This window comes from Streptomyces sp. NPDC052023, assembly GCF_044548465.1.
Classification (GTDB): Bacteria; Actinomycetota; Actinomycetes; order Streptomycetales; family Streptomycetaceae; genus Streptomyces.
The window spans coordinates 1-17,085 of record NZ_JBIUBW010000026.1 but is presented as its reverse complement, the minus strand read 5'-3'; the positions used below and the strand labels follow the sequence as shown (position 1 = coordinate 17,085).

Annotated in this window: 14 protein-coding genes, 1 tRNA gene and 1 pseudogene; 1 reads left to right on the top strand and 15 read right to left on the bottom strand. The window is 70.3% G+C overall.

The window, feature by feature from the left end; all coding sequences use genetic code 11:
• Positions 1-54: 54 nt before the first annotated feature.
• The 13 genes and pseudogenes from ACIHCM_RS33585 to ACIHCM_RS33525 all read right to left on the bottom strand — a co-directional run bounded on the left by ACIHCM_RS33585 (position 55) and on the right by ACIHCM_RS33525 (position 14,947).
• Positions 55-735, bottom strand: a complete 681-nt coding sequence (locus ACIHCM_RS33585; RefSeq protein WP_399904473.1) for a protein-tyrosine-phosphatase — start codon at positions 733-735, stop codon at positions 55-57.
• Positions 732-1,379, bottom strand: a complete 648-nt coding sequence (locus ACIHCM_RS33580; RefSeq protein ID WP_399904470.1) for an L-threonylcarbamoyladenylate synthase — start codon at positions 1,377-1,379, stop codon at positions 732-734. Before ACIHCM_RS33580 ends, ACIHCM_RS33585 begins: the two co-directional genes overlap by 4 nt.
• Positions 1,380-1,430: 51 nt before the next feature.
• On the bottom strand, positions 1,431-2,270 hold the full coding sequence (gene prmC / locus ACIHCM_RS33575; RefSeq protein ID WP_399904655.1) for a peptide chain release factor N(5)-glutamine methyltransferase: 840 nt from the start codon (positions 2,268-2,270) through the stop codon (positions 1,431-1,433).
• A gap of 71 nt (positions 2,271-2,341) precedes the next feature.
• Entirely contained in the window at positions 2,342-3,418 is a 1,077-nt protein-coding gene (prfA, locus tag ACIHCM_RS33570) for a peptide chain release factor 1 (protein ID WP_399904467.1), read from the bottom strand.
• 107 nt (positions 3,419-3,525) lie between these two features.
• On the bottom strand, positions 3,526-3,747 hold the full coding sequence (gene rpmE / locus ACIHCM_RS33565) for a 50S ribosomal protein L31 (protein ID WP_393105289.1): 222 nt from the start codon (positions 3,745-3,747) through the stop codon (positions 3,526-3,528).
• Between the two features lie 229 nt (positions 3,748-3,976).
• A complete protein-coding gene (locus tag ACIHCM_RS33560) occupies positions 3,977-5,116 on the bottom strand; it encodes an LCP family protein (protein WP_399904463.1) in 1,140 nt (379 codons plus the stop codon).
• A gap of 244 nt (positions 5,117-5,360) precedes the next feature.
• Positions 5,361-7,355, bottom strand: coding sequence for a transcription termination factor Rho (rho, locus tag ACIHCM_RS33555; RefSeq protein ID WP_399904460.1), 1,995 nt, complete (start codon positions 7,353-7,355; stop codon positions 5,361-5,363).
• A 405-nt stretch (positions 7,356-7,760) separates the two neighbouring features.
• Complete coding sequence (gene thrB / locus ACIHCM_RS33550; protein WP_399904457.1) at positions 7,761-8,705, bottom strand: homoserine kinase; 945 nt, start codon at positions 8,703-8,705, stop codon at positions 7,761-7,763.
• A gap of 280 nt (positions 8,706-8,985) precedes the next feature.
• The gene (thrC, locus tag ACIHCM_RS33545) at positions 8,986-10,044 is read right to left on the bottom strand and encodes a threonine synthase (protein ID WP_399904454.1); all 1,059 of its coding nucleotides are present in this window, start codon (positions 10,042-10,044) and stop codon (positions 8,986-8,988) included.
• A 6-nt stretch (positions 10,045-10,050) separates the two neighbouring features.
• The gene (locus ACIHCM_RS33540) at positions 10,051-11,343 is read right to left on the bottom strand and encodes a homoserine dehydrogenase (RefSeq protein ID WP_399904451.1); all 1,293 of its coding nucleotides are present in this window, start codon (positions 11,341-11,343) and stop codon (positions 10,051-10,053) included.
• Positions 11,344-11,565: 222 nt separating this feature from the next.
• On the bottom strand, positions 11,566-12,957 hold the full coding sequence (lysA, locus tag ACIHCM_RS33535) for a diaminopimelate decarboxylase (RefSeq protein ID WP_399904448.1): 1,392 nt from the start codon (positions 12,955-12,957) through the stop codon (positions 11,566-11,568).
• Between the two features lie 15 nt (positions 12,958-12,972).
• Positions 12,973-14,040 carry an ArgS-related anticodon-binding protein NrtL gene (nrtL, locus tag ACIHCM_RS33530; RefSeq protein WP_399904445.1) on the bottom strand — a complete coding sequence of 356 codons (1,068 nt, stop codon included), beginning with the start codon at positions 14,038-14,040 and terminating at the stop codon, positions 12,973-12,975.
• Positions 14,041-14,376: 336 nt separating this feature from the next.
• A pseudogene (locus ACIHCM_RS33525) lies at positions 14,377-14,947 on the bottom strand (response regulator).
• Between the two features lie 65 nt (positions 14,948-15,012).
• On the opposite strand from ACIHCM_RS33525, the gene ACIHCM_RS33520 reads away from it, so the two are divergent.
• Positions 15,013-15,084 (top strand) — tRNA-Arg (locus ACIHCM_RS33520).
• Between the two features lie 347 nt (positions 15,085-15,431).
• Here ACIHCM_RS33520 and ACIHCM_RS33515 read toward each other — a convergent pair.
• Positions 15,432-15,974: a hypothetical protein gene (locus tag ACIHCM_RS33515; protein WP_399904442.1), complete on the bottom strand. Its 543-nt coding sequence runs from the start codon at positions 15,972-15,974 to the stop codon at positions 15,432-15,434.
• Between the two features lie 268 nt (positions 15,975-16,242).
• On the bottom strand, positions 16,243-17,085 hold an 843-nt coding region (locus ACIHCM_RS33510), incomplete at its 5' end, for a tyrosine-type recombinase/integrase (protein WP_399904439.1).

Sequence of the window (17,085 nt, the reverse complement as noted above, 5' to 3'; positions counted from 1 at the left end):
AGGCCGGGGCGGTCGCGGGCGCCCGCTGTCGTACGGCGTGGTGACGGCCGGGACTCAGGTCCGGGCCGCCACCCCCGTCAGCGCCGTCACCACGGGGTCCAGCGCCTGGTGTATCTCGTCGCCGACCGACCGGAAGAACGTCAGCGGCGCCCCGTACGGGTCGTACACCTCGTCGGCCTCGGCGGTGGGCGCCAGCAGCCAGCCGCGCAGCGCGGCGGCGGCCCGCACCAGCGCGCGGGCCCGGGCGACCACCCCGTCCTCCAGCGGCGGCAGGGTCGCCGGGTCGATGGCCTTCACCAGCCGGGTGAACTCCTTCAGCGTGAAGGTGCGCAGCCCCGCCGAGTGCCCCATCGAGATCACCTGGGCGCGGTGGTCACGGGTGGCGGTGAGCACCAGGTCGGCGCGGATCACATGCTCGTCCAGCAGCTCGCGGCCCACGAAGCCGGAGGCGTCCGCGCCGAAGTCGGCCAGCACCGTCTCGGCGTTGGCCTCCATGGGCGCCCCCTCGTGGCCCCAGGTGCCGGCGCTCTCCACGATCAGCCCGCCGCCGAGGACACCGAGCCGCTCCGACACGAAATGCCGGGTCAGCCGCTCGGTGATGGGCGAGCGGCACACGTTTCCGGTGCTGACGTGGAGGATGCGGAAGCTGTCACGCGGCAGCCCCACGAAGGTCGTCGTGATCTCCGCCGCGCTTTCCCGGTTGCCTATGCCACGCCCCGAGTCAGGGGCTGTCAATTGGCCACCTCAAGGTCGGGTACGACCTTGCGCAGCCCGTCCGGTGAGAGGGCGCCCTCCCGCAGCAGGACGGGCACCGGGCCGGTGACGTCGACGATGGAGGACGGCACGTTGCCGGGGGTCGGGCCGCCGTCGAGGTAGACGGAGACGGAGTCGCCGAGCATCTGCTGGGCGGCGTCGCAGTCCTCCGGCGCCGGGTGGCCGGTGAGGTTCGCCGAGGACACGGCCATCGGGCCGACCTCGGTGAGCAGCTCGATGGCGACGGGGTGCAGGGGCATGCGCACGGCGACCGTGCCCCGGGTGTCGCCGAGGTCCCACTGGAGCGACGGCTGGTGCTTGGCGACCAGCGTCAGCGCGCCCGGCCAGAACGCGTCGACCAGCTCCCAGGCCAGCTCGGAGAAGTCCGTGACCAGACCGTGCAGGGTGTTCGGGGAGCCGATGAGGACGGGGGTGGGCATGTTCCGGCCCCGGCCCTTGGCCGCCAGCAGGTCGGAGACGGCCTCGGAGGAGAACGCGTCGGCGCCGATGCCGTACACGGTGTCGGTGGGGAGGACCACCAGCTCGCCACGGCGGACTGCGGACGCGGCCTCACGCAGACCGGTCACACGGTCGGTGGCGTCGTTGGTGTCGTATCGCCGTGCCATTTCAGCAGTCCTCCTCGTGCCCGTACTGCGGGGGTGAAGTCTGGTGGGTGCTCACGGCAGCGCCTTACGGGCGGTGGCGAAGCGCGGGCGGTTGTTCAGGTCGGGGTGGTCGGCGGCGTCGGCCCAGCCCCGCTCCTCGGTGAAGATCCACGGCACCTGGCCGCCCTGGGTGTCGGCGTGCTCGATGACGACGACGCCGCCGGGGCGCAGCAGCCGGTGCGCGGTGCGTTCCAGGCCACGGATGAGGTCGAGGCCGTCCTCGCCGGAGAACAGGGCCAGCTCGGGGTCGTAGTCACGGGCCTCGGGCGCGACGTACTCCCACTCGGTGAGCGGGATGTACGGCGGGTTGGAGATGACGAGGTCGACCTGCCCGTCGAGGTCGGGGAAGGCGGTCAGGGCGTCGCCCTGCCGCAGGTCGACCCGTGACCCCTCGACGTTCTTACGGGTCCAGCGCAGCGCGTCCTCGGACAGCTCGACGGCGTGCACGCGCGAGCGCGGCACCTCCTGGGCGAGCGCGAGCGCGATGGCGCCGGAGCCCGTGCACAGGTCGACGATCAGCGGCTCGACCACGTCCATGGCGCGCACGGCGTCTATGGCCCAGCCGACCACGGACTCCGTCTCCGGGCGCGGCACGAACACGCCCGGCCCGACCTGGAGTTCCAGATAGCGGAAGAAGGCCCGTCCGGTGATGTGCTGGAGCGGTTCGCGCTGCTCGCGGCGCGCGATGACCTCCCAGTAGCGCGCGTCGAAGTCGGAGTCCTTCACGGAGTGCAACTCGCCCCGCTTCACGCCGTGCACGAACGCGGCGAGCTCCTCCGCGTCGGTGCGCGGCGAGGGCACGCCGGCGTCGGCCAGCCGCTGGGTGGCCTGGGCCACCTCCGCGAGCAGCAGACTGCGGGGGCCTGGGGGTCGCCCCCCAAAAGATGGCTGCACGCTCGTCCTCCGTCGTACTCGTGAGTGCCTTACGCGGCTGCGAGCTTGGCGGCCGAGTCCGCGTCGACGCAGGCCTGGATCACCGCGTCGAGCTCGCCGTCAAGGACCTGGTCCAGGTTGTACGCCTTGAAGCCGACGCGGTGGTCCGAGATGCGGTTCTCCGGGAAGTTGTACGTACGGATCTTCTCGGAGCGGTCGACAGTGCGGACCTGGCTGCGGCGGGCGTCGGCGGCCTCCTTCTCCGCCTCCTCCTGCGCCGCTGCGAGCAGCCTGGAGCGCAGGATACGCAGTGCCTGCTCCTTGTTCTGCAGCTGGCTCTTCTCGTTCTGGCAGGAGGCGACGACTCCGGTCGGAATGTGCGTGATGCGCACGGCGGAGTCGGTGGTGTTCACGGACTGGCCGCCCGGGCCGGAGGACCGGTAGACGTCGATGCGCAGATCGCCCGGGTTGATCTCGACGTCGATCTCCTCGGCCTCCGGCGTGACCAGCACACCGGCGGCGGAGGTGTGGATACGCCCCTGGGACTCGGTGGCGGGCACGCGCTGCACGCGGTGCACCCCGCCCTCGTACTTCAGCCGCGCCCACACGCCCTGCCCGGGCTCGGTGGCGCCCTGGCCGCCCTTGGTCTTCACGGCGACCTGGACGTCCTTGTAGCCGCCCAGCTCGGACTCGGTGGCGTCGATGATCTCGGTCTTCCAGCCGACCCGCTCGGCGTAGCGCAGATACATGCGCAGCAGGTCGCCGGCGAACAGCGCGGACTCGTCGCCGCCGGCACCCGCCTTGATCTCCAGGATGACGTCCTTGTCGTCGCTGGGATCGCGCGGGACCAGCAGCAGCCGGAGCTTCTCGGTGAGCTCCTCGCGCTGCTGCTCCAGCTCCTTGACCTCGGCGGCGAACTCGGGGTCGTCGGCGCCGAGTTCGCGGGCCGTCTCGATGTCGTCACCGGACTGCTTCCAGGAGCGGTACGTGGCGACGATCGGGGTGAGTTCGGCGTAGCGCTTGTTCAGCTTGCGCGCGTTGGCCTGGTCGGAGTGGACCGACGGGTCGGCGAGCTGCTTCTCCAGGTCGGCGTGCTCGGCGACGAGTTCCTCGACGGCCTCGAACATCTTGGCTCCTGTGGATGCGTACGGGGTGAAGTGGGCGGGCGACCAAAAACGCCGGTCCCGGCGCGCCCGTGGGGGGGCGCGGCCGTGGACCGGCGAAAGGAGGCTCGCTACTTCTTGGAGCCGGAGGCCTTGCCGAAGCGGGCCTCGAAGCGGGCCACACGGCCACCGGTGTCGAGGATCTTCTGCTTGCCCGTGTAGAACGGGTGGCACTCGGAGCAGACCTCGGCCCGGATGGTGCCGGACTCGATGGTGCTGCGGGTGGTGAACGACGCGCCGCAGGTGCAGCTGACCTGCGTCTCGACGTACTCGGGGTGGATGTCGCGCTTCAAGGTGTCTCCTATGGTTCGGGAGGGCGCCGGGTCGCAGCCGCGGGATGCGGGAGCGTGAACCGGAGCCGACGTACCAGTCTGCCAGGACTGGGGCCATCCCCCAAAACCGGGGGATGGTGTGTTCTATTCCGTGCGCGTGAGGGGTGGGTGCGCGGCTCGGGACGGCGTTTGATCGCCACCGGCGGCCGCTCGTTCCGCTGTGGCCGATCTGGCGGTTCCCCGCGCCCCCTCATGGGGCCCTGACCACGCCCTTCGCCTCGCCCGTTGCCGTTCCCTCGGTGGCCGACTCCGGGATCGGCCTGTCGTTCTTCAGCGCCGTCCAGACCTGCCGGGACTTGGTCTCGTCGAGGAGGACACGGTTGGGGTCGGCGGGGTCGTACTGGACCGGCATCGTCACCATGTCCATCTTCGAGGCGCTGATGCCCTTGAGGCCGCTCGCGAAGGACATCAGGGCGTCGACCGAGCCCAGGGAGGAGTCGGTCGTGACCGTGTTGGTGGCGGTGTCGGCGAGGTCGTACAGCTTCTTGGGGCTGGTGAACAGGCCGATGTCCTTGACCTGCTCGACCAGTGCCTTGACGAAGGCCTGCTGGAGCTGGATGCGGCCGAGGTCGGAGCCGTCGCCCACGCCGTGCCGGGTGCGGACCAGGCCGAGGGCCTGCTCACCGGTGAGCCGGTGGGTGCCCGCGTCGAGGTCCAGGTGGCTCTCGGGGTCCTCGATGTCCTTCGTCGTGGTCACCTCGACGCCGCCCAGCTCGTCGATGAGCTGCTGGAAGCCGGCGAAGTCGACCTCCAGGTAGTGGTCCATGCGGATGCCGGTGAGGGACTCGACGGTCTTCACCGCGCAGGCGGCGCCGCCGGTGCTGTACGCGGAGTTGAACATCACCTGGGAAGCCGCGTCGTGCCTGCCGCCGTCGGCGTCCGTGCAGGCGGGGCGGTCGATGAGGGTGTCGCGCGGGATGGACACCACGCTGGCCTTCTTCCGGCCCTCGTGGACGTGCACGATCATCGCCGTGTCCGAGCGGGCGCTGCCGTCGTCGGTGCCGCCGCCGAGCTTGTCGTTGGCGCCCGCGCGGGTGTCCGAGCCGAGCACCAGGATGTTCTCGGAGCCGTTGTCGACCTTGCCGGGCCGGTCGGTGCCCAGGACCTGGTCGATGTCGACGCTCTTGAGGTTGCCGTTGAGCTTGAAGTACACGTAGCCGAAGCCGGTGCCGCCGAGGACGACTACGCCCGCCGCCGTCCAGGCCGCGATCAGCAGCCCTCTGCGGCCCTTCGCCCTGGGCCTGCGCCGTCGGTCGTTGACCCGTCGGCCCGGTCCGTGTGTGCCGGGCTCACCCGGTATACCGGGCTCCGGCGTGCTGTCGGCAGGCATGTGCTCCTCAGCTCTCGTCGGATGTCGGGTACCCCCTGAGATCGGGAATGCGATCAGGAATGGTCATGCGGTGCACCACACCATCGTCACTCCGTCCGGTCAGACGGTGAAACTCGGGGCAGGGTTGCACAAAAGCTGTGAAGGGCCGCATCCGTCATGGAGGTGACGGATGCGGCCCTTCAGCAGGCCGGTGACAGCGGGCAGGTCACAGCGGGCCGGACCCGGCCGGCCGGTCCGGGCAGGCTCAGTCGCCGTTGCCGGGGGTCGGCGTCGTCTTCTGGATCTGCATCAGGAACTCGACGTTCGACTTCGTCTGCTTCATCTTGTCGAGGAGCAGCTCGATCGCCTGCTGCTGGTCCAGCGCGTGCAGCACCCGGCGCAGCTTCCAGACGACGCCCAGCTCCTCGGCACCGAGCAGGATCTCCTCCTTACGGGTGCCGGACGCGTCCACGTCCACCGCCGGGAAGATGCGCTTGTCGGCGAGCTTCCGGTCGAGCTTGAGCTCCATGTTGCCGGTGCCCTTGAACTCCTCGAAGATCACCTCGTCCATGCGGGACCCGGTGTCCACCAGGGCGGTGGCGAGGATGGTCAGCGAGCCGCCGTCCTCGATGTTGCGGGCCGCACCGAAGAAGCGCTTCGGCGGGTACAGGGCGGTCGAGTCGACACCACCGGACAGGATGCGGCCGGAGGCCGGGGCGGCGAGGTTGTACGCACGCCCCAGACGCGTGATCGAGTCGAGCAGCACGACGACGTCGTGGCCCAGCTCCACCAGGCGCTTGGCACGCTCGATGGCCAGCTCGGCGACCGTCGTGTGGTCCTCGGCCGGGCGGTCGAAGGTCGAGGAGATGACCTCGCCCTTCACCGACCGCTGCATGTCGGTGACCTCTTCCGGACGCTCGTCGACGAGGACGACCATCAGGTGGCACTCGGGGTTGTTGTGCGTGATCGCGTTGGCGATCGCCTGCATGATCATGGTCTTGCCGGTCTTCGGCGGGGCCACGATCAGACCGCGCTGGCCCTTACCGATCGGCGAGACCAGGTCGATGATGCGGGTGGTGAGCACGCCCGGGTCCGTCTCCAGGCGGAGCCGGTCCTGCGGGTACAGCGGCGTCAGCTTGTTGAACTCCGGGCGGCCACGGCCGTGTTCGGGCGCCATGCCGTTGACGGAGTCGAGCCGGACGAGCGCGTTGAACTTCTCGCGCCGCTCGCCTTCCTTCGGCTGGCGGACCGCACCGGTGATGTGGTCGCCCTTGCGCAGGCCGTTCTTGCGGACCTGGGCGAGGGAGACGTACACGTCGTTCGGGCCCGGCAGGTAGCCGGAGGTGCGGATGAAGGCGTAGTTGTCGAGGATGTCCAGGATGCCCGCGACCGGGATCAGGACGTCGTCCTCGGCGATCTGCGGCTCGCTGCTGCCCATCTCGTCACGGCCCCGGCGGCCACGCCGGTCCCGGTAGCGGCCGCGGCGGCCACGCCGGCCACCGTCGAAGTCGTCCTCGTTCTGGCCCTGTCCGCCGCCCTGCTGCTGACGCTGCTGGCCCTGGCCCTGGCTCTGCTGCTGGTCGTCGCCCTTGCCGCGGCGGTCGCGGTCCCGGTTGTCCCGGTCGCCCCGCTCACGGTCGCGGCCGCGCTCGCGGCGGTCGCGACGCCGGCCCTCGCCGCCGTCGCCGTCGCCCTGCGCCTGCTGGGCGGGCGACTCGGCCTTCGGCTCGCTCTTCGCCTCGGCCGCGACGGTCTCGGGGCTGCCCGCCTCGGCGGTGGCCCGCCGGCGCCGGCGCTCGGGGGCGTCGTCCCCCGCACGCTCGGCCTCGCTCGCGCGGGCCGCGCCGCCACCGGGCTGGCCGGGAATCTCGATCTGCTGCTGGGCCGCGGCCTTGTCGGCGGGCGCCTCGGCCGACGGGGCGGCCTTCTCGGCAGGTGCTTCGTCACCGGTGCGCGCCTTGGACGTGGCGCGGCGCTTCGGCTTGGTCTCGGTGGCGGCCTCGGCGTTCTTCGCCGGGGCTCCCCCTCCCGCCTGCGCCTCCTTGATGACCTCGATCAGCTGGCTCTTGCGCATCCGCGCGGTGCCCCTGATGCCGAGGCCGGATGCGACCTGCTGCAGCTCGGCCAGCACCATGCCCTCGAGGCCGGTACCGCGGCGCCGCCGGGAGCCGGCACCGCTGGCAGGCGCGGAGGCGTCCGTGGCGGGCGCGGCAGCGGTCTCCTCGACACGTGCGCCCATCAGATCGGTGGTGTCGCTCACGAAGGGTCCTTCCCTGGAGCGGACGTCGGCCTGTCTGGCTCGGCGACCGGTTGTGCTGTCCGGCTTCGGTTCTTGCTGACCGAACCGTGCCGGGGCGGTGGTCCGCCAAAGCGGCGGAGGAAATATCTGGTGATGGCGCTTCCTTGAGCCGTGGCACCCAGTGTCACGTGGCGTGGTCGCACCGGTTCCGGAGCGTGCCCGTCGGACCGCTCAGTGTCGACGTACGACGTACTGCCCGCGTACGAGGTACGAAACACAGTGCGGCTTGGGGAGCTCCCGGAAGAATGTCTGTCCCGAACTGGGACACGAGGCACCTCGCCATGGTGGGGTCGGGTGCAGACTTGAGGTTAACACTACCGGATCCAACAAACATTCCCCCTCTCGAAATCCGGCAATCGCGTGCTTTTACTCGACGCTCGCCATGTCGGCGCCGCTCGTCGCGAGCGGCAGCACGCTCGCTCCCGGTACGTCCAGGGCCAGCCGGTTCGCCGCCCAGCCCGGGCCTGCCAGTTGTTCCACCTTGTCGGCCGTGCCCTCGTCGGCCAGGGCGAGCACGGTGGGTCCGGCGCCGGAGATGACCGCGGGGATGCCGTCCGCCCGCAGCCGCTCCACCAGTGCCGCGCTCTCGGGCATGGCAGGGGCGCGGTACTCCTGGTGCAACCGGTCCTCGGTGGCGGGCAGCAGCAACTCGGGGCGCCTGGTCAGGGCCTCGACGAGCAGCGCGGCGCGGCCCGCGTTGGTGGCGGCGTCGACATGCGGCACGGTGCGCGGGAGCAGTCCGCGCGCGGTCTCCGTCAGCACCGGCTTCGCGGGCACGAAAACCACCGGAACGATGGAATCGGCGGGGTCCATCCTGATCGCGCGCGCGGCGCCGGCCTCCATCCAGGAGAGCGTGAAACCGCCGAGCAGACAGGCCGCGACGTTGTCCGGGTGGCCCTCGATCTCGGTGGCCAGTTCCAGCAGGGCCCTGTCGTCCAGCCGGGCCTCACCGCCTATGGTCACGGCCCGGGCGGCGACGATTCCGGCGCAGATGGCGGCGGAGGAGGAACCCAGGCCACGGCCGTGCGGAATGCGGTTCGCGCAGACGATTTCCAGGCCACGCGGCTGCCCGCCCAGAGAATCGAAGGCGGTACGGAGAGAGCGCACGAGAAGGTGGTTTTCGTCACGTGGCAGCGTCCCGCTGCCCTCACCGGCGATGTCGACGTGCAGCCCGGAGTCGGCCACCCGGACGACCACGTCGTCGTAGAGCCCCAGCGCAAGACCCAGGGCGTCGAAGCCCGGGCCGAGGTTGGCGCTGGTGGCGGGGACGCGCACCCGTACGGCGGCGGCGCGGAACGCTGGACCGGCCATCGCTCGATGACTCTCCTTGAGCTGCGTGATCGGTGACTGTCGAAGACATTCGAGGACGTACGACGGACCCTTCGGGCCGTTGCCGGATGCCTCCGGTCGCTCCGGGGATCACGGCGACGGCGCTGCGCCCTGCCTATGCGAGGCATATGCGGGGGGCGGGTTCGGTACAGCCTATCGAAGGAAGGTTCTGTGGCGACATAGGGCGCACAGGAGGCGCACGATGCGTGTCGTATGCCCTCTGTGCACCCCTGCCGGGCGATGGCCCGGGTCAAGCGGTACGTCAGACCAGTCCGAGGCGCTCGGCGGCGGTCACCGCGTCCACCGGAACGGTGACCGGCTGCGGTGCGCCGGCGACGGCCCAGTCGGGGTCCTTGAGGCCGTTTCCGGTGACCGTGCACACGATGCGCTGCCCGGGGTCGACCTTGCCGAGTTCGGCGGCCTTCAGCAGGCCGGCCACCGACGCGGCGGAGGCGGGCTCGACGAAGACACCCTCCTGCGCGGCCAACAGGCGGTAGGCGCGCAGGATTTCACGGTCCGTCACCTCGTCGATGAGGCCGCCGGACGCGTCGCGCGCGTCGAGGGCGTGCTGCCAGGAGGCGGGGTTGCCGATCCGGATCGCGGTGGCGATGGTCGACGGGTCCTTGACCACCTCGCCGCGCACGATGGGCGCGGAGCCGGAGGCCTGGAAGCCCCACATCCGGGGCGTCCTGGTGGCGACGCCGTCGGCGGCGTACTCCTTGTACCCCTTCCAGTACGCCGTGATGTTGCCCGCGTTGCCCACCGGCAGGACGTGGATGTCGGGGGCGTCGCCGAGCATGTCGACGATCTCGAACGCGGCGGTCTTCTGGCCCTCGATGCGTACCGGGTTGACCGAATTGACCAGCGCGACCGGGTAGTTGTCGCTGAGCGCGCGGGCGAGCGTGAGGCAGTCGTCGAAGTTGCCGTCGACCTGGAGGATCTTCGCGCCGTGCACCAGGGCCTGGCCCATCTTGCCGAGCGCGATCTTGCCCTGCGGCACGAGCACGGCCGAGACCATCCCGGCGCGCACGCCGTAGGCGGCGGCGGAGGCAGAGGTGTTGCCCGTGGAGGCACAGATGACGGCCTTGGCGCCCTCCTCCTTGGCCTTGCTGATCGCCATCGTCATGCCGCGGTCCTTGAAGGACCCGGTCGGGTTGGCACCCTCCACCTTGAGGTGGACCTCGCAGCCCGTGCGCTCGGAGAGCACCTGCGCGGGCACGAGAGGCGTGCCACCCTCGCGGAGCGTCACGACCGGCGTGGTGTCGGAGACGGGCAGCCGGTCCCGGTACTCCTCGATGATTCCGCGCCACTGGTGGGTCATTGCTGGTTACTCTCCTTCAACCCGCATGATGCTGGCGACACCCCGCACGGTGTCGAGCTTGCGCAGTGCCTCGACGGTCCCGGTGAGGGAGGCGTCGGAGGCACGGTGCGTGACGACGACGAGGGAGGCCTCGCCGTCCTTGCCCTGCTGCCGAACCGTATCGATGGACACCCCGTGCTCCGCGAACACGGTGGCCACCTGGGCGAGAACACCCGGTTTGTCGGCGACGTCGAGGCTGATGTGATACCGCGTGACGACCTCGCCCATGGGCGAGACGGGCAGCGCGGCGTACGCGGACTCGCCGGGGCCCGTCGCGTCGCTCAGCCGGTTGCGGCAGACGGCGACCAGGTCGCCGAGGACGGCGGAGGCGGTCGGGGAACCGCCGGCACCGGGGCCGTAGAACATCAGCTGCCCGGCCGCGTCGGACTCCACGAACACGGCGTTGTACGCACCGCGCACGGAGGCCAGCGGGTGGGTCAGCGGGATCATCGCCGGGTGCACGCGCGCGGTGACGGAACCGCCGTCCGCGGCCCGCTCGCAGATGGCGAGCAGCTTGATGGTGCACCCCATCTCCTTGGCGGAGGCGAAGTCGGCCGCGGTCACCTCGGTCATGCCCTCGCGGTAGACGTCGTCGAGGCGCACGCGCGTGTGGAAGGCGATACCGGCGAGGATCGCGGCCTTGGCGGCGGCGTCGAAGCCCTCGACGTCGGCGGTGGGGTCGGCCTCCGCGTACCCCAGGGCGGTGGCCTCGTCGAGGGCCTCCTGGTAGCCGGCGCCGGTCGAGTCCATGGCGTCGAGGATGAAGTTGGTGGTGCCGTTGACGATCCCGAGCACGCGGTTGACCTTGTCGCCGGCGAGCGACTCACGCAGCGGGCGGATCAGCGGGATGGCGCCGGCGACGGCGGCCTCGTAGTAGAGGTCCTTGCCGTGCTCCTCGGCGACCGCGTGCAGGGCGGCGCCGTCCTGGGCGAGGAGGGCCTTGTTGGCGGAGACGACGGAGGCGCCGTGCTCGAAGGCCGTGGTGATGAGGGCCCGGGCGGGCTCGATGCCGCCGATGACCTCGACGACGACGTCGATGTCGCCGCGTTTGACGAGGGCGGTGGCGTCGGTGGTGACGAGGGCCGGGTCGATGCCCTCGCGCACCTTGTCGGGCCGGCGGACCGCGACGCCCGCGAGCTCCACGGGGGCGCCGATGCGGGCGGTGAGGTCGTCGGCGTGCGTCGTCATGATGCGCGCCACCTCTGAGCCGACCACTCCACAGCCCAGCAGCGCCACCTTCAGCGGACGCGTACGCATCATCCGACCTCGTTTCCTCTTACCGTCTACGGTTGGACCAGTCTCACTCACCGGACGGTGGTTTCTGCCCTTCGTCCGGATCGTGAGACGTTTATTTCATTTTTGCGGGGGCGGAAGAAGGAGATCTTCCGCTTCCCGGGCTCCACGGGCTCGCCGCCGTCCCGGCGCCCCGGCTCCGAGACGACCGTCCGGGGCTGCGAGGCACCGTCCGGCGCGCAGGACGCCTCATCCGACGTCGAGTCGCAGGAGGTCCTCCTCCGTCTCGCGGCGGACGATGACACGCGCCTCGCCGTCCCGCACGGCGACGACCGGCGGCCGGGTCACGTGGTTGTAGTTGCTGGCCATGGACCGGCAGTAGGCGCCCGTGGCCGGTACGGCGATCAGGTCACCCGGCGCCAGGTCGGCCGGCAGGAACGCGTCCTTCACCACGATGTCGCCGCTCTCGCAGTGCTTGCCGACGACACGGGCGAGCATCGGCCCGGCGTCGGAGGCGCGGGAGACCAGCGCCACGCTGTACTCGGCGTCGTACAGCGCGGTACGGATATTGTCCGACATCCCGCCGTCGACCGAGACATACGTCCGCAGCCCGTCGAGCGGCTTGACGGTGCCGACCTCGTAGAGCGTGAAGGCGGTGGGCCCGACGATGGCGCGCCCCGGTTCGACGGAGATGCGCGGCGTCCGCAGCCTGGCGGACTCGCACTCGCGGGTCACGATCTCGGTGAGGGCCTTGGCGATCTCGTGCGGCTCACGCGGGTCGTCGTCGCTGGTGTAGGCGATCCCGAGCCCACCGCCCAGATCGATCTCCGGCAGCTCGACTCCGTGCTCGTCACGGATGGCCTTCAGCAGCCCGACGACGCGGTGCGCGGCGACCTCGAACCCGGACATGTCGAAGATCTGCGACCCGATGTGGCTGTGGATGCCGATGAGCTCCAGCCCGTCGAGCTGCAGCGCCCGGCGGACGGCCTCGGCGGCCTGCCCGCCCGCGAGCGGGATACCGAACTTCTGGTCCTCGTGCGCGGTGGCGATGAACTCGTGCGTGTGCGCCTCGACGCCGACGGTGACACGAATCTGCACCCGCTGCCGCCTGCCCAGCTCCTGGGCGATGTGGGCGACGCGCACGATCTCCTGGAACGAGTCGAGCACGATCCGCCCCACGCCGGCCTCCACGGCCCGCCTGATCTCGTCCGTCGACTTGTTGTTGCCGTGGAAGGCGATGCGGTCGGCGGGCATCCCGGCGGACAGCGCGGTGGCCAGCTCGCCCCCGGAACACACGTCCAGGTTCAGCCCCTCGTCGTGCAGCCACCGCACGACGGCACGCGACAGGAACGCCTTCCCGGCGTAGAAGACGTCGGCGTCCTGCCCGAACGCGGTGCGCCAGGCGCGGGCGCGGGCCCGGAAGTCGGCCTCGTCGAGGAAGTAGGCGGGGGTGCCGAACTCCTCGGCCAGCCGCGTCACGGGCACACCGCCCACGGCCACCACACCGTCGGCGTCGCGGGTGACGGTCTGCGCCCACACCTTGCCGTCGAGGGCGTTGAGATCGGCGGGCGGGGCGCTGTAGTGCCCTTCGGTGAGGACGTCGGCGTGACGGGGCCCGGCGGGATGTGCGGAACGGCTCATTCTCTTTCGGCTCTCTCAGAGGTGTTCGGGTGCGTCGACGCCGAGCAGGGACAGGCCACCGGCCAGCACCGTCCCGGCGGCTTCGGCGAGCGCGAGCCGGGCCCGGTGGGTGGCCGAGGGTTTCTCCGCGCCACGCGGCAGAACGCTGTGGAGCAGGGGCAGCACGGCATCGGCAACGCTGACGAGGTGCCGGGCGAGCCGGTCGGGGGCGTGCTGGGTGGCGGCGGCGGCGAGGATGCGCGGGTGGTCGGTGAGGAGGGTGAGGAGGGTGAGGAGTACGGGAGACGCACCGGCACTGCCGAGGTGGCCGGGCTCAGCGCTGAAACCCAGGTCGGCGGCGTTGCGGACGAGGGCGCGGGTACGGGCGTGGGCGTAGCGCACCCGGAACAGGGGGTTGCTCTCGCGCTGCACCAGGTGGCCGGCAATGATGCGGGGCCGGTCGTGGCCGGCGGGATGAAGCAGCGCCCAGCGTGCGGCGTCCCGGCCGAGCGGGGCGGGGGCGGCGGGCGATGCGGTGGGCCGGATGACGACGGCGTCGCTTTCACCGGGGCTCGCGTCAGTGCCGTATCCGTCGACGTGGACGCCGAGCACTGCCTCCCACTCCGGCTCGGGCCGGGCATCGCAGCTGGTACGGACGAAGGCGCCCTGCGTACGAAGGATGCGGGCCGAGGCGTCCAGTACGACGAGGGCGCGCACCTCGTGGGGCGCGTGCAGGTGCACGACCTGCCCGGCGAGGGCGCCGCTGTGCCCGTACCGGTCACCGTCGAGCAGGATCCGCTGGACGACGTCGACGGCGGCGGCACCTTCGAGGGCGATGTTCAGGAAGCCCGGCCCGGTGATCTCGACTCCGCGGATTCCCTCCGCACCCGAGATGTACGTCCGCAGCACTTCGGCGACCCGCAACGGCGGCTGGCCGGCCGAGCGCGCGAGCTGAAGGGCGATGTTGGTCGCGTAGTCGCCCCATCCCCCCGGCCCGGGGGGTGTCACCACGGCTCGCGTAGGCACCACCACACTCAGCTCCCCCTGATCGACCGCACGACGCACGGCGTGCAGCACGGTGCGGGAGAGCTCGACGGGGGTCACGGGACAAGCGTAGGGGAGGAGGGGGGTGGGTATGCGAGCCGGTTTGGGAGCTGTTCCGGGATGTGGACGAGGCCAGACGCACGGCACGGGGGGACCCGGGTCACGACGGAGGGACGTCACCTCGGGTGAGCGTCAGCGTGGGTGAGTGTCAGCGTGCGTGAACGTCACCGCGGGAGAGCGCCACCGTGGGTGAGCGTCACCTTGGGCGAACGTGGGCGAGGTGAGTCGACGTGGGCGAATGGGCACCGTGGCGAATCGGCACCGGGGTGGCACCCGAGCGACTCGGCACCGGGATCGCACAGGGGCGACTCGGCACCGGGATGAGCCGCCCACCCCTCACCCACCCGACCGACCGGCCTCGGCGGCCCCGAGCCACTCCCCCAAGCCGGCGTCACCCTCCTCAGGGCGCCGCTCCGCCCCCCGCTCGATCAACTGCCGCACAAGCTCGACCAGTTCCGCAGGCTCGAACGGCTTGGCAAGGAAGGCGTCGACGCCGAGATCAAGACCGCTGTCGACCTCATATTGCGTACAGGCGCTGACGATGGCGATGGGCAGATGCCGGGTCAGGGGATCCGCCCGCAGCCCGGCGGCGGTCCGCAGCCCGTCCAACCGCGGCATCACGACGTCGAGCGTGACGACGTCGGGCCGCACCTGATGAACGACGTCCAGACACTCGGCACCGTCGGCCGCGGTCACGACCTCGAAGCCCTCCAGCTCGAGGTTGACCCTGATCAGCTGCCGGATGACCTTGTTGTCGTCGACAACAAGCACCCGGCCCGACGCGCCTGGCACAACTTCGAGAGTAGGTCGGCACCGGCCACCGCGTCCGGGTTTTCCCCACTTCCACCCCGTCCGGGCGACCCACACCCCCGCTGACCACGGTACGACCACGAGGAAACCCGTTCATGAACACCCCGACGGAGCTGGTAGTGTTCTACCCGTCGCCGCGAGACACACCACCGCGACAAACACGCCCCCGTAGCTCAGGGGATAGAGCAACGGCCTCCGGAGCCGTGTGCGCAGGTTCGAATCCTGCCGGGGGCACCCTTCATGAGGTGCCCAAAGACCCCGTCACCAGCGGAAACGCTGAGGCCGGGGTCTTCGCGTATGTGCAGCCGTATGCCGCTCTGAGCGGGCATATGTCGGGGGCTGTGGACGAGGCGTGGACGGGATCTTGGCACATCACTGCAGGTCACTGTCGGATTCCAGAGACGGCAGCCGAAGGCGACCTCCCCGGCATCGTGCCGCGCTCCGCTCCTTAGATCATCGGCATGACGGACTGTGGGAGTCCATTGGATAGGCCGGCAAGAAGGTCTTGTGCTGGTAGCACGGCTGGGGAGACTCTGGGTGCCCGCAACAGTGGTGTTGCTCGGTTGAGATGGCCGTAGACGTCAGTGCATGTCGTGCCCGATGATCACGCCAGGACCCTCAGCCAAGCCATCCCAGCTGGCGATCCGAAGCGGCACGGTCACCGACGAGCCTAGCGAGATGAACACCCCGGTGGTGGAGCCGCCAAAGCCCTTCTCCGCACGGGCCGCCTTCGCAGCGTCCCGCAGCAGAGCCTCCAGCCGCTGTGACTGCACGGCTATGTCCCCGTCGTGCATCTCCGTCAGCAGCCGCGTCGTAACCAGGACGCGGTCCGAGCCATGCCCACAAGGTTGGGAGAGCCGCATTGGAATCGGTTGGGTGGCGCCCCTATCAAGTGCGCGGGCCAAAAATGCGGCCCCGTCCCCGTCGCGCATGGCGCGAGCTAGCGTGGCTGTCGGCGAGTGGCGGAACTTCAGATAAGCCAGGCCAGCGAGGAAGCCAACAGCCATCCCGATGCTGGCGGGGGTATCTTCCGGGTTAGCCGCTCCTGATGCCCTGGCTATCAGGACTGCGAGACCGCCGCCAGTGGCAGTGCATGAAGCAAGGTAGAACAGGATTCGGAACACGCCTCTCCCCCAGCATCGAGCGACTGACGACAGTATGACGACCACGGGTCTCTTCGTGGCATGTGGTGGCGAGGCATGTGCGGACCTTCGAAGTTTCAGCGCCTCGGTCGGCCAATGCCGTACGTTTCAGCGAGAGCAGTTGCAGGCGTGTCGCGCAGCTGGAGACGGGCTTCGACGGACCGGCAGTGCTCCTGGCGATTGAGACGGCCCAGGAACAGCAAAGCCCCTGGACGAGACTCCAGGGGCTTCGATCTCTGGGCAGGCCGTGTCACTCGTATTCGCGAAGTAAGTCTTCGATACGCCGGTTGGCGACGTCCTGCCGTCCGTCAAGACACTTCGCGTAGCGGGTCAGCAGGACCTCCACGCTGTTGCCGGCGCGCTCGGCCACCTCAGTCGGGTCGACGCCAGCGTTGAGCCACGTCGACAGCGCCGAGTGACGGAGGTCGTACGGGCGACTCGCCAGGGGTGAAGCCGCGACGGCCGGCGGCAGCGCGACGAGCCGGGCCTCCTGCCAAACGCGGTAGTACGTCGACGAGGGGACGACCGATCCCTTCTCGCTGAAGAACAACCGCCCATCGTGGGCAGTGCCGAAGGTGGCGAGATGCTCACGGAGCACGGCGACGAGGTGAGGCGGAATAGGCACCCGCCGGACGTCCTCCGTCGGTCGGTTCTTGAGTCCGCGGTCGTCATGGGTCTCACCCGAGTCGGTCCACTGCTTGCCGACGGACGGACGGGTCCGGTGGAGCAGTGCCGAGCCCCAGCCGTGTTCGGGGAGGTGCAGATCAGTCTCGACGAGGCCGACCGCTTCCGCCGGCCGGAGGCCACCGAAGTACATGGCGGCGAACAGACCCACGAGTCGACGGCCACGAGCACGCCGGTACCCGCCGACGTAGGAGACGGCCGCCAGGAGGTTCCGAGCCTGCTCGGGATTGGCAACCACCCGCGGATCGACCTGATTGGACACCTTCGGTTTCTGCCAGCGCACGGCCGTGATCGGGTTCTCCCGCAGCTCCCCCTGAGGGGCCCCGAAGATCCCGGACAGGGACCCAATAGGGTTGTCCTGTAAGGAATCGAGGGAAGCAGCAAGTGGCACGTCCAAGTCCGTACTCGC

What these genes read in the sequence shown, in the direction of transcription:
- lysA (WP_399904448.1), bottom strand. Translation starts at nt 12,957, where the DNA reads ATGAGCCGTTCCGCACATCCCGCCGGGCCCCGTCACGCCGACGTCCTC.
- ACIHCM_RS33560 (WP_399904463.1), bottom strand. Translation starts at nt 5,116, where the DNA reads ATGCCTGCCGACAGCACGCCGGAGCCCGGTATACCGGGTGAGCCCGGC.
- ACIHCM_RS33540 (WP_399904451.1), bottom strand. Translation starts at nt 11,343, where the DNA reads ATGATGCGTACGCGTCCGCTGAAGGTGGCGCTGCTGGGCTGTGGAGTG.
- prfA (WP_399904467.1), bottom strand. Translation starts at nt 3,418, where the DNA reads ATGTTCGAGGCCGTCGAGGAACTCGTCGCCGAGCACGCCGACCTGGAG.
- thrB (WP_399904457.1), bottom strand. Translation starts at nt 8,705, where the DNA reads ATGGCCGGTCCAGCGTTCCGCGCCGCCGCCGTACGGGTGCGCGTCCCC.
- thrC (WP_399904454.1), bottom strand. Translation starts at nt 10,044, where the DNA reads ATGACCCACCAGTGGCGCGGAATCATCGAGGAGTACCGGGACCGGCTG.
- ACIHCM_RS33580 (WP_399904470.1), bottom strand. Translation starts at nt 1,379, where the DNA reads ATGGCACGGCGATACGACACCAACGACGCCACCGACCGTGTGACCGGT.